Source organism: Demequina iriomotensis (assembly GCF_000971395.1).
Classification (GTDB): Bacteria; Actinomycetota; Actinomycetes; order Actinomycetales; family Demequinaceae; genus Demequina; species Demequina iriomotensis.
In genome coordinates, this window is sequence record NZ_BBME01000013.1 from 1 (window position 1) to 11,817 (window position 11,817).

Annotated in this window: 14 protein-coding genes; 6 read left to right on the forward strand and 8 right to left on the reverse strand. The window is 68.7% G+C overall.

Annotated elements, in window-relative coordinates; genetic code table 11:
* Positions 1-510: 510 nt before the first annotated feature.
* Positions 511-828 (forward strand): helix-turn-helix domain-containing protein, encoded by a 318-nt coding sequence (locus AOM09_RS08030; protein WP_062386586.1) that lies wholly within the window; start codon positions 511-513, stop codon positions 826-828.
* Positions 825-1,775, forward strand: a complete 951-nt coding sequence (locus AOM09_RS08035; RefSeq protein ID WP_062386589.1) for an integrase core domain-containing protein — start codon at positions 825-827, stop codon at positions 1,773-1,775. The genes AOM09_RS08030 and AOM09_RS08035 overlap by 4 nt, the downstream gene beginning before the upstream one ends.
* Here the strand turns inward: AOM09_RS08035 and AOM09_RS14900 are convergent.
* From AOM09_RS14900 to AOM09_RS08050, 4 genes are all read right to left on the reverse strand, one after another.
* A complete protein-coding gene (locus tag AOM09_RS14900) occupies positions 1,673-2,221 on the reverse strand; it encodes a helix-turn-helix domain-containing protein (protein ID WP_082098963.1) in 549 nt (182 codons plus the stop codon). The genes AOM09_RS08035 and AOM09_RS14900 overlap by 103 nt on opposite strands.
* Before the next feature lie 259 nt (positions 2,222-2,480).
* Positions 2,481-3,101: a DedA family protein gene (locus tag AOM09_RS08040; RefSeq protein ID WP_062386590.1), complete on the reverse strand. Its 621-nt coding sequence runs from the start codon at positions 3,099-3,101 to the stop codon at positions 2,481-2,483.
* Positions 3,102-3,162: 61 nt separating this feature from the next.
* The gene (locus AOM09_RS08045) at positions 3,163-3,705 is read right to left on the reverse strand and encodes a hypothetical protein (RefSeq protein ID WP_062386593.1); all 543 of its coding nucleotides are present in this window, start codon (positions 3,703-3,705) and stop codon (positions 3,163-3,165) included.
* Between the two features lie 116 nt (positions 3,706-3,821).
* A complete protein-coding gene (locus AOM09_RS08050) occupies positions 3,822-5,504 on the reverse strand; it encodes an MDR family MFS transporter (RefSeq protein ID WP_062386596.1) in 1,683 nt (560 codons plus the stop codon).
* 185 nt (positions 5,505-5,689) lie between these two features.
* Between AOM09_RS08050 and AOM09_RS08055 the strand changes: the two genes are divergently transcribed.
* The 3 genes from AOM09_RS08055 to AOM09_RS08065 all read left to right on the forward strand — a co-directional run bounded on the left by AOM09_RS08055 (position 5,690) and on the right by AOM09_RS08065 (position 7,642).
* Positions 5,690-6,286, forward strand: a complete 597-nt coding sequence (locus tag AOM09_RS08055; RefSeq protein WP_062386599.1) for a TetR/AcrR family transcriptional regulator — start codon at positions 5,690-5,692, stop codon at positions 6,284-6,286.
* A gap of 109 nt (positions 6,287-6,395) precedes the next feature.
* Positions 6,396-6,743: an antibiotic biosynthesis monooxygenase family protein gene (locus AOM09_RS08060; protein ID WP_062386601.1), complete on the forward strand. Its 348-nt coding sequence runs from the start codon at positions 6,396-6,398 to the stop codon at positions 6,741-6,743.
* Positions 6,740-7,642, forward strand: a complete 903-nt coding sequence (locus AOM09_RS08065) for a dihydrodipicolinate synthase family protein (RefSeq protein WP_062386604.1) — start codon at positions 6,740-6,742, stop codon at positions 7,640-7,642. Before AOM09_RS08060 ends, AOM09_RS08065 begins: the two co-directional genes overlap by 4 nt.
* A gap of 289 nt (positions 7,643-7,931) precedes the next feature.
* Here the strand turns inward: AOM09_RS08065 and AOM09_RS08070 are convergent, their stop codons facing one another.
* Together AOM09_RS08070 and AOM09_RS08075 are read right to left on the reverse strand one after the other, a co-directional pair.
* Positions 7,932-8,450 (reverse strand): GNAT family N-acetyltransferase, encoded by a 519-nt coding sequence (locus tag AOM09_RS08070; protein WP_062386606.1) that lies wholly within the window; start codon positions 8,448-8,450, stop codon positions 7,932-7,934.
* A gap of 15 nt (positions 8,451-8,465) precedes the next feature.
* Positions 8,466-8,744 (reverse strand): type II toxin-antitoxin system TacA family antitoxin, encoded by a 279-nt coding sequence (locus AOM09_RS08075; RefSeq protein WP_062386608.1) that lies wholly within the window; start codon positions 8,742-8,744, stop codon positions 8,466-8,468.
* Positions 8,745-9,059: 315 nt separating this feature from the next.
* Between AOM09_RS08075 and AOM09_RS08080 the strand changes: the two genes are divergently transcribed.
* On the forward strand, positions 9,060-9,500 hold the full coding sequence (locus AOM09_RS08080) for a hypothetical protein (RefSeq protein ID WP_062386610.1): 441 nt from the start codon (positions 9,060-9,062) through the stop codon (positions 9,498-9,500).
* A gap of 25 nt (positions 9,501-9,525) precedes the next feature.
* On the opposite strand, the gene AOM09_RS08085 is transcribed toward AOM09_RS08080, so the two are convergent.
* On the reverse strand, positions 9,526-10,713 hold the full coding sequence (locus AOM09_RS08085) for a class I SAM-dependent methyltransferase (RefSeq protein ID WP_062386611.1): 1,188 nt from the start codon (positions 10,711-10,713) through the stop codon (positions 9,526-9,528).
* A 146-nt stretch (positions 10,714-10,859) separates the two neighbouring features.
* On the reverse strand, positions 10,860-11,813 hold the full coding sequence (locus AOM09_RS08090; RefSeq protein ID WP_156162299.1) for a hypothetical protein: 954 nt from the start codon (positions 11,811-11,813) through the stop codon (positions 10,860-10,862).
* Positions 11,814-11,817 lie beyond the last annotated feature (4 nt).

Genomic DNA, 11,817 nt, shown 5'->3' on the forward strand with positions numbered 1-11,817 from the left:
ACCGATACCTACGCGTGATGTTTGAAGCGCCCGGGGCTTGATGGGGGCTCTCCGACAAACCCGGGGCGCTTCAAGTGGCCAGCATTCGCCGGGCGTGACATTCGGCTCGGACGATCGGGTCGCGCCGGTCGGCCCATCGAGAACCCATCAGATTCAATCGGGACCAACCGGCAATGACCGGGTACAGTCGGAATGAGGGAGTCGACAATCTCCCGAATAATCCGAGGGAACCCGTGAGATTCCAAGACGACCGCAAATGACCGGGAATTGCCCGGTCCCTGCAGGGGGTCGCAGGTTCAAATCCTGTCAGCCCGACGTGTGTGATGTGTCGGGACATCGTTTACAGATGTCCCGGGGCATCGTTGACAGAGGCCCTCCCTTCGGGGAGGGCCTCTTGTTGTTTCTTGGGGTGGTAGTCGCGGGTTTCGTCGAGTTCGTGTTCGGCGATGATTGTCGCGCGTCAGACTTAGTGGCAGGGTTGTTAGTTGAGTCCTGAACGGAGAGTCAGTCATGGGAAGACCCCCGCAGATCCCCGCGGAGAAGAAGACCAGGATCGTCCTGGCAGTGCTGGCCGGTGAGTTGTCGATCGCCGATGCTGCACGCAAGGAGAAGGTCTCGGAGCAGTCGATCGGCCGGTGGAAGGCCGACTTCCTCGAGGCTGGCAAGAGCGCCCTCACGTCGGGCCGGTCGGGTCCGTCGACCCGCGAGGCGCAGCTCGAGGCCGAGGTCACGGAGCTGACGCAGGCCCTGGGTGAGGCGGCGGTCGAGATCCGGGTGTGGAAGAAGTCCGCGGAGGGCCGCCTGGGCCCTTCGAGGACCTCGAGATGATCCGCGTGGAGGCGGGCATGTCGACCTCGAGGTTCTGCGAGAAGTTCGACATGCCCGAGAGGACCTGGCGGCGCTGGCAGGCACGTGCGCGTGCCGGCGAGCAGGCGAAGGGTCCGTGGCCGCAGCCGGCGCGGACCGCGGTGCGTGAGCACGTCGTGGCGCACGCGACCGCGCATCCGGCGTGGGGGCACCGCAAGATCTGGGCACTGGTGCGCCACGACGGCGTGCGCACGTCCGAGGCGACGGTGCTGCGCACGCTGCGCGACGAAGGGCTCCTGCTTCCGGCCCACTACCAGCGGGAGCGCAAGCAGCTCGCGGCCCGGCGCAAGGCGGCGTTCGCGACCGAGCCGACGGGCCCGAACCAGGTGTGGCAGCTGGACTTCAGCGAGTTCGAGACCACCGCCGGCGGCACCTGGCGTATCGCCGCCTGCCGCGACTACTGGTCCAAGTTCGAGTTCGACGCCCATGTGTCACCGACCGCGAACATGTACGACGCGATCGCCGCCGTCGAGAAGGCCCTCGCGGAGGCCGAGGCGATGCTGGGCCGGCCGCTGCGCGACCTGGCGGTCGTGGACCCCGAGACGGGCCCGTTGATCCCGGTGGTGACGATCGTGACGGACAACGGCGGGCCGTTCCGCTCGTTCACGTTCGAGGCGTTCATCGCCGCTCATCCCGAGCTGCGCCACGTCCGCACCCGGGTGCGCACGCCCGGCCAGAACGGCTCGCGTGAGCGCGGCTTCGGATCGATGAAGTACGAGTGGCTGTACCGCCACGAGATCGACGACGCTCTGGACCTCGTCGCACAGATCGAGGCGTATCGCGCCGACTACAACCACGTCCGTCCTCACGAGGCGATCGCCTGGAACAGGCCCGCCGAGGTCCACCTGGGGCTGGCCGACCCGACCATCCCCACCTTTGAAACCGAAGAAATCCTGCCAACTACTTGACGCGGGACAATGTCGGACTGCCAGCAGCCGTTGGGCGCGGAGGCTTGGAAGCGCTGCCAGCTGGTGCGGGGGCGTTTGTGGGGTTCGGGGGTCACGCGGTCGGCGTCGCGCAGGATCCGGTAGATCGTCGAGGCCGCCGGCGGGGTGACTCCTTGCCGGGTGAGGCGGTCGCGGATGGACTCCGCGCCGGCGTCCAGGCCCTCGGCCACGAGCTGATCGCGCAGTGCGACGACCTGGGCGCGTACCTCGTTGGACACCCGCCCGGCGGGGGTGTGGGCGGCGCGTGAGCGCGGCTCGAGGCCGTCCAGTCCGTCGGCTCTGTAGCGGGCCAGGAGGCGGTGGATCCATTGGCGGGTCACGCCGAAGCGACGGGCCGCCTCGGAGATGCTCAGGCCGCCTTCGACGACTGCCAGCACGATGACCCGGTTCTTATTCGCATCCGCCATGGCCCATCGTGGAACTACCAGGGGTGTAAACGATGCCCCGACACAGGTGTAAACGATGGGCTGACATCAGACACTGTCAGCCCGACGTGACGAAGGCCGTTCTTCCTGGTAAAAGCCGGGAAGGGCGGCCTTTTTGTTGCCTTCGAGGAGCTGATTTTCCTATCGTTTTGGGTACTTGCTTGACGGATGTTCACGAGACAACCGTGAAGACCGCCAGTGTGAGTTCGCCTCAGAAGCCGAGGTAGGGATGCGCTCCCCGCTAGGTGCCCGGGCGCGGCGCGGTGTCCGTGCCAGCGTTCGTCTTCTCGCGGTGTGACTGGTTGTTGCGCGTGGAGGTCCGCCGGCGCAGCACGACGCGGCGCAGGCAGAGGGCGAGCGCGGCGCCCGCCGCGGCGAGCGCGACGGCCACCGGGGAGGACGCGAGGGTGCCGATGGTGGTGCCGGCCGTCACCCAGACGATCGCCCACAGCAGCGCCCCCACGCTCGAGCCAAGGAGGAACCGGGCGTACGTGAGGTCGGCGACGCCGGCGATGGCGGGCATGAGGGTGCGGATGCCGGGCATGAGTCGGCTGATGGCGATGGCGCCGGTACCGTGGCGCTGGATCAGGCCGGTGCCGCGGTCCCAGTGGTGGGCGCCCATGCGCTGAACGATGCGGCTGGTGGCGAGCCGTGGCCCGAAGCGGCGTCCGATCACGTAGTTGACGTGGTCGCCGCAGCACGCGCCGATGGCGACGGCTGCGATCAGCAGTGCGGCGTGGGCGCCGCCGTGCGCGTGAATGGCCAGGGCGGATACGGCGAGCTCTCCGGGCACGAGGAAGCCGATGCCGAGCATCGATTCGGCGAAGGCTGCGAGCGTGCCGAGGAACACGTCGGGAGTCACGGCGAGTTCTCCTTGATGGGGTCAGCGACTACGGCGGCGCTGGACGGTCAAGCGCAGCCGCCTATGCGTGGGCGAGTAGTTCCAGCCCGACGACGGCGAGGCCGAGCGCGGCTTCGGCGCCGAGGACCACGATGCGTTGCCACCAGCCGAGCTGGACCTGGCGTGCGGCGAGGTAGCCGATCATGACGAGCGCGACGATGAGTGCGATAGCGGATGCGACGAGCGCATTGGTGATGTCCCAGGCGCCTGCGGCGGAGACGCCGAGGAAGATGAACGGCAGCAGCAGCGAGGACAGCGCACCGAAGCTGGACCGCACGGCGTGGCGGAGCTCGGTGGTGTCGACGAGGCGCTCGTGGGCGAGCAGGTGGGAGATGAGGTCCGCGGTGAACACGGCGAGCAGGGTCCCGAGCGCGGTGACGGCGAGGGTGGTGAGGGCCTCGGAGGGTTCGACGTGGCCGTGCGTGGACAGGGCGAGCACCACCGCGAGGCCTGAGAAGGTCAGGTAGATGCGTTCCTTGAGGCGATCGGCGCGGGCGTGTGGTTCGGTGAGGCCTTGCTCCTCGGCGTGGGCGCGGATCCGCTCGGCGCGCTTGGATTGCTTCATCGGGACGGGCTCCTTGGGAGGGGTGGGGGGTGTGGCCGAGGCCGCCGACGTGGGTGACGTCGGCGGCCTCGGCGTGGGGTGGCACGCTTGGGGGTGCGAGAGGCGGCGTGCCTGGGTCAGCGACGGTCCCCGAAGAGTTCGCCGCGAACAGCGGTGTCAGCGGCCGGCTCGGTGGCGCCGAGCAGCTCGCCGTCGATGATCCGCTCGAGTTCGGCCTCCGCATCGTCCACCGCGACCACCGGGACCGCCGGGGCGCCCTCGACGCTGGTTTCGAGGGTCTTCTCCTTGACGAACCAGAGGACAGCGACGGCGGCGAGCGCGACGGGCACCATCCACAGGAACAGCGGGATCATGGCCTCGTTGTAGGCGAGCATGATGGGCGTGCGGATCGCGTCGGGCAGGTCGGCGACGATCTCGGGGGTGAGGGAGCCGGTAGCGGCACCGCTGGCGGATGCGTCGATGCCGGCGAGGTTCGCGGTGAGCTGCTCGGTGAGGCGGCTGGCGAAGATCGAGCCCACAATCGCGGATCCGATGGTCGCGCCGACCTGCTTGAAGTAGTTGAACGACGCGGTCGCGGTGCCGACGATGGTGTTGGGGAACGAGTTCTGCACGATCAGCACGAGGATCTGCTGACCCAGCCCGAGGCCGACGCCGAAGATGCCGAGGAACATGCACATGAGCCATGTCGGGGTGCTGATGGTAAGCGTGCCCATGAGGATCAGTCCGAAGCCCATGATGATGGTGCCGACCAGGGGGAACATCTTGTAGCGCCCGGTCTTGGCGACGCGGTTGCCCGACAGCGTGGACGCGATGAGCAGGCCGCCCATCATAGGGATGAGGAGAAGGCCGGCGACGGTAGCGTTCACGCCCGAGACCATCTGAATGTAAGTGGGGACGTAGCTGACGACGCCGAACATTGCCACGCCGATGAGCAGGCCCGCGATGGTCGACATCGTGAAGTTGCGGTCCTTGAACAGGGAAAGCGGTATGACGGGGTTGGTGGCCTTGGTTTCGACGTAGGCGAACAGTCCTGCGAGGACGAGCGCCGCGGCGCCGAGGCCGAGGATCTGAGGCGAGGCCCAGTCGTAGCGGCTGCCGCCCCACGTGCACACGAGGACCACGGCCGATGTCGCGGCCGCCACGAGGGTCATGCCGAGGTAGTCGATCTTGGCCGGGCCGGTGCGCTCACGCTTGGGGAGCTTGAGGAAGAACACGGCCGCGATGATCGCGAGGACGCCGAGGGGGATGTTGATCCAGAACGACCAGCGCCAACCCGGACCCTCGGTGAACCAGCCGCCCAGCAGCGGGCCCGCGACGGAGGACACCGCGAAGACGGCACCCATGATGCCCATGTACTTGCCGCGTTCGCGCGCGGGCACCACATCCGCGATCGCCGCTTGCGACAAGATCATGAGGCCGCCGCCGCCGATGCCCTGGAGCACGCGGGCGACGATCAGTACGCCGATGGAGTTGGCGAGGCCACCGACGATCGAGCCGGCGACGAACAGCACGATGGCGGAGATGAGCACAGGCTTGCGGCCCAGTAGGTCGGGGATGCGCCCATAGACGGGCATCATGATGGTCGAGGCCAAGATGTAGCCCGTGACCACCCAGGTCATGGACTCCACGCCGCCGAGCTCGCCGACGATGGTCGGCAGGGCAGTGGCGAGGATGGTCTGGCTCAGCGACGCCATGAGCATCGCGGTCATGAGGCCGACGAACAAGAGCACGATGTGCTTCGAGCCGCCGTCCTTCGCGTCGCGGACCGCCGGGCGGCGGGACGTGGTCGGGGAGGTCATCGCATTTCCTTCGGTGCGCAGGGACGATGCGGCCGCGTGGGCGAACGCATCAAGGTGGGGGTTCGGCTCGCGCGGACGGTGTCACCGGGCGATGCCGGCCGATTTGTTAGATGCATCGCCGCATCTACTGGCGACTGTACCTGCCCTCTTCAAGATGCGCAAGCGCATCTTGCTAAGATGGCGCCATGACGACGACGCCGCAACGCAGACGGGGTGCCGCGCTCGAGGGGGCGCTGCTGGACGCGGCCTGGGACGAGCTCGCCGAGCGCGGATACGCGAACCTCACGCTCGACGCGGTTGCAGCGCGCGCGGAGACCAGCCGGCCCGTCATCGCGCGTCGCTGGGTCGACAAGCGCAGTCTGGTCCAGGCGGCTATCGCTCATGCCCTAAGTCAGATCCGCGCCAACGCGCCCGACACGGGATCGCTGCGCGAAGACGTCATCACGCTCATGCGGGGCGTCAACGCCAACCATGCGCGGGTGCTCACAGCCCTCAGCGTGATGATCGGCGCGTACTACGACGCGGATGCCATCAGCATGGAAGAGGTGCGGGCGATGCTCGCAACTGGCGACCCAACCGTCCTCGACGTCGTCTTCGCGCGCGCCGCCGAGCGGGGCGAGGTCCCGAGCGCCGAAATCGACCCGCGCATCAAGGGCTTGCCGATCGTGCTGCTGCGCGAGGAGCTCATCCTGGGCATGCGCGAGGTCCCTGATCCGGTGATCGTCGACATTGTCGACACCATTTTCATGCCGCTCGTGGTCCTGCACTCCGCGCGTAGCTAAACGTCCCCAGAGATCGCGGCGGCCGAGTTCGCGCGCAACGCGAAGGCCAACACCGTGCCCACCATCCGCCGCACACCGCTGCTCCCGTCCCGATCGCGAAAGGCTCCCCATGACGGCCACGCCGAAGTACAGTTCGACGTTCATCTTCGAGACAGGCGACCTCACGGACGAGTTCCACCGGATCGATGACGAGATTGCGGCCCGAGCGCGTCAGATCCCAGGGTTCCTCGGTGAGGAGGCCTGGCACAACGAGCGCACCGGGCTGCACGCCGAGGTCTACTACTGGGCCGACATGGAAGCGTTGAAGCAACTCATGGGCATGGACACCCACCGTCTGGCCAAGAGTCGCCACGCAGAGTGGCTGGGCGAGTACCGGGTCGTGATCGCCGAGGTGCAGACCGTGTACGGCAACCCGGTCCTCGGTCTCGAGCATCGCCCTGAAGCTGCGCGGTCATGATCAACGACATCACCCGTGGCCTGTCTGCCTTCCCCCTGACCCCGTTCCACGACGATCAGGTCGACGAGGGGGCATCCATCGGTCTGGTTGAGCGCCTGGCCGCGTCGGGCGTGGACTCGATCACCGCGCTCGGGTCCACCGGTTCGTACGCCTACCTGAACGCGGACGAGCGGGCCCGCGTCGCCTGGCTTGCTGTGCGGCACGCGGGGGAGACGCCCGTGATCATCGGCGTCGGAGACCTGCGCACGTCGCATGTCCTCACCCACGTCACGTCAGCGGAGCAGGCGGGGGCAGCAGGGCTCCTGCTGGCTCCGATGACCTACCAGGCTCTCACAGCAGACGACGTCTTCGAGCTGTACCGCACCGTCACGGAGCACACGAGTCTCCCTGTCATCGTCTACGACAACCCCGGCACCACGCACTTCACCTTCACCATTGACCTGTACGCCCGCATCGCACAGCTGCCCGGGATCGCGTCGATCAAGATCCCCGGCGTGCCCACGGATCCGAGCAAGGCCGCCGAGCACGTCGCAACGATCCGCGCCGCTGTACCCGAGCACGTCACGATCGGGGTCTCAGGAGACGCGTTCGGTGCGACAGGTCTGAATGCGGGATGCGACGCCTGGTACTCCGTCATCGCAGGCACGCTCCCCGCACCCGCGCTTGCCATTTCCCGTGCCGCGCAGGCAGGGCGCGACGCGGCGGTGACCGCAGAGTCTGAGCGGCTGGCACCTTTGTGGGCGCTGTTCGCCGAGTTCGGAAGCTTGCGCGTCACTGCCGCGATCGCCGAACACCTCGGCCTCGCCCAGCCGCGGAGCCTGCCGCTGCCGATACAAGGACTCACACACGAGCAGCGCGACCGCGTCGCACGGGTCGTTGACGAACTCGGCCTCGCCTGACCGCATCACGGCCCACCGGGTCGACCGCGTCCTGGGTCTGCCACGTCGATCTGCGACCGGGGCTACTCCCGTGGATAGCGTCTCGGACCGGCTTCCATGCGCGCGCGGGGGGTCTTCGGACTCCTGTGCTGGCCGTGGAGACTGCGCCGTGGTTGCGCTCCGGCTATTCGGGAACGCAAGGCGAAGGATTGCGAGCCCATCGTGAACACGTCTTGTCGCGCTCCGGGTCGCGTAGAAACTCCGGTGTGTCGGTTCGTGAACGGGTGCTGCTCCCGTGCGGTACGTGCGATCAGCCGACACCGAGCGATGCCCGTGCGTCCTTGAGCAGCAACGCGAGCATCATCGGGTCGTGGGGGAGCTCGGCGAACTCGGGGATGGTGTTGAGGTAGAAGGCCTTCGCGTCGGCGTCCTTGCAGTGGACGATGATCGCGCGGGCGCCGATGTCACTCGAGGCGGCGATGGAGCGGCGGATGGCGTCGAGCAGTAGCGCTCGGCCGAGGCGCTTGCCTGTGTGGCGCTCGTCGACGGCGAGGCGCGCCAGGACGATGACTGGGACGGGGTGGCGACCACCGCCGGCACTCATGCGAGTGGTGGCCTCCGCGGGTGTGACGGAGCCCATCGCGATCGCGTAGTACGCGACCACGGCCTGGCTTCCAGATTCTGTGACGACGGCGACGCGGGTATGGCCACCCTTGTGGGAACCGCGCGCGTGCTTGGTCAGCCAGGCGTTGAGCTCGGGGCTGGAGGAGTGGAACTGCGCGACGTCGTGCGCGTCGGAGAGGTGGACGGGGCCGAGGTATTCAGTCACCGGCTACGTCGCCCGCTACCGGTCGCTGAACGGCGACGGCTCGGCTGCGAGCGCCTGAAGACCCGGAATGACGCGTGCGGGCTCGTCGAGCTGCGCGAGGAACGAGTCATAGGCCGCGTCGGACAGCTGGAAGGTCCAACGCTCGGCGAGGACCTCGTCGGCGGCCTTCTTCGCTGCCTGGAGGACGAAGGTAGACAGATCCTGGTCGGTGGCCCGGGCCGCCTCGCGGAGGCGTTCCTTCGCCTCGGCGGAGATCCGCATCTGCAGGTAGTCGTCACGAGTGGGTGTGGCCATGTCTTCCTCCAAAGACTCGACGTCCAGCGTATCTACGTAGTCATGACGGCGTCAATACGTTGTCATGACGGAAGCCGATCGGGAAGTGGTTTGCCGCCGAGGGCGCGCCGACCTGCGAGCCTATCGAGAACCCATCCATGTGACTGTCACTGTGGCCCCGCTGGCGCGACGGTCCGCCTGGCCGCATGACTCCGTGGCTGACAGCAGGTGCCGCCGCGCGATCCCTCCCCGCGGAGCTCACGGCAGCGTATGCGGCGCGGATCGACACCGCGCTCGACGCGACGCGCCCGCAGCGGATGCGTCTACCGTGGTGGCGTGAGCACCGCCCAGCCTGACGACAATCCGCTGTGGATCGAGATCGAGGAGTTCCGCGAACTCTACGCGGAGGACCCCACGGTCGCAGAGGATGTCCACGGCGCCGTGGCGCGCTCGCATCCGGACCGGCCGGCCCTGGCGGATGCCGTGGTCGACTCGTTGGTGGCCGGCTTCGACATGCATGCGGACGAGGACGCGATCGAGGATGTCATCGAGGCGTGCGCCCGCCTGATCCCGCTGCTCAGCGCCCTCGAGATCCTCCGTGACGCCGGGGACCACGCCCTCGCCGACCTCCTCGAGTCCGCTCCCGCCAACGCGGGGCGGTGGCTTCACCAGGGTGGCTGGGCGATCCACACACCGGACGGCGCTGAGGCGGCATTCATGTTCGCGCGCTTGGACGCCGGCCGGGCGTGGGTGCTGCTGCTGTCCGATCCGACCTGAGCCCCAACCGTGGCCCATGCGAGGGTCACCGGATCGACGCGGCGCTATCGCGCGGATTTCCGCCGCCAGCCACGAGCGATCGGTCGGGCAGACCTCGCCGCCGTGTCGAGACGGTGACGGTGAACTTCGCGTTGCGTGCGACCTGCCGGGTCGGACCGATCGCCCGTTCGAGCAGCGGCCGGTACTTGAGCCCGGAGTTCCACACGCACCACAGCTGACCGCCGGGGCGCAGGACCCTGGCGACGTCGGCGAACATCCGTGGCGCCAGGAGGTCGGTCACGGCCGCGGCCGAGTGGAACGGCGGGTTCAGCGTGATGAACGATGCGCTCGCGGGAGGCCGGGCGCCCAGCATGTCGTCACGCGCCACGGCGACGCGGTCCTCGATGCCGTTGGCGAGCATCGTCGCCTGCGCGGACGCGACGGCGACGTCCGACTGATCGCACGCGTACACCTGCGCACCGGGATAGCGGGAAGCCATCCACGCGCCGATGATCCCCGTACCGCAGGCCAGATCGATGAAGGGATCGTCCGGCGTCCCGCCGACCGGAGCATCGGGAAGGTTGTCGAGCAGAAGTCGGGTGCCGATGTCGAGCCGTGCGCCCGCGAAGGCCCCGCCGTACGCGCGCACCTCGAGGCCCTCGACCCGGGCGGCGGCAGGCACGGGATCGCGACCGTCCCGAGGTGAACGGGCGATCAGCACCCTCGACTTCTGCCGGGCATGGCTGACGTCCAGCTGCCCGAAGTGCTCGCGAAGCACCTCGTTCATCGACACCGACATGTGCTTGAGCCGGCCGCCCGCGACCACCACCACGCTCGGGTCGGCGTGCGCGGCGATCAGGCCGGCGATGTCCCGTAGCGCGTCGAGTGAGCGGGGCAGGCGGAGCAGGACGAGGCGCGCCCCGCGTACCAGCTCTGCGTCGAGGGGAACGGAGCGGAACTGGTCAGCCAGCCCCAAGCGCGAGGCGTTGGCGTCGAGCGCACGCTCCCCGGTGATGGCGTCGATGTGCACCCGTATCCCGTGGGCGCCTGCATGCGCCGCCCCGAGGGTGAGCGCGCCGTAGGCATCGTTGATCACCGCGATGTCACCTGGCCCCGCAGCCGCACGCAGCCCCGCCGACTCGTCCAGGATCAACCGATCCGCCGCGTCGCCGGCGACGAGCCCTGGCGCCTCGACATCGGGCCAGCGACGCAGCGCATCGAAGATCGTGCTCACCGCATCACGCGCCCGCCGACGCGCCGAGCCCACGGGCACCGGCGACCGGGCGGGCGTGGACGCAGCCGGAGACGATGCGCGGATGGGGGCCGATCACGATGAAAGCCTAGCCGCGCTTGAGCGGGCGAAGCCCGCCGGCCTTCCGCTCAACTGGCGGTGAGGATCGCCTCGCGGCGCTCGAGCAGCGCGTCGACGCGTGCCGCGATCTCGCCCGCATCGGTGTCGAGATCGTCCGCGAGCTGCGCGAGGCGCTCGCGAAGGTTCGTGGCGCGCGCCTGAGCCTCGGAGATGCGTTCCTTGACCATCCAGTCGCTGAGGATGTTGTCGAACAGCACGTCGAACACCGCCAGCGTCTGAGACACGTCGACGCCGTCGATCGCGGATGCCCCGATGTCGGCGAGCTCGACCGACAACCGCTCGAGCGCCCGGTTCACCTCGGTGAAGGCAGCCGTGGCGGCGTCGATCTTCGAGTGCTTGACCATGTCGGCGACGATGCCGCCGCCGAAGAACGTGTCGTACGTCGACCAGCCGCCCGCGCTGTCGAGGCTCGCGAGCGCCGAGTCAAGCGCCGTTCGCGTGGCCCGCAGCGCATCGACGGCCTCCGTGATCTCGCGCTGACGGGCCTCGGCCACGCCCAGCTGTTCCGCGATCTCCGTCAGCTCCGCGGCGTCGCGGCCGCCGGTCGTGAGGATCGCGAGCTCGTACGCGGCGAGCGCATCACCGTACGCCTCGTCGGCACCGCGCAGGCCGTCGTGCTCGCGGCGCACGCGCGCATCGTCAGCGACGGCGCTGCTGAGCCGCGAGATCGCGGAGGCCACCGCGAGCGCGGCCACGTCCGCCTCGGCGCGCTCGACGGCGAGCCGATCCGCCGCGTCGCCGCGCAGCGTCGCCCAGACCTTCGTCAGCGACAGCTGCTCCAGCCGGCGGACATCGGACTGCTCCACCTGCAGCGCCCGCTCCCGCTCGGCCAGCTCCTCTCGCCGGGTCGCGACGAGCGCCCCGGTGGTCGCGAGCTGGGCGGCCACGTGCCTCCGATGTGCGCGGGCCTCCGCGGCGGCACGGACGGCTTCGGCATGCTTCACCAGGGAGGATTCATCCACCCGG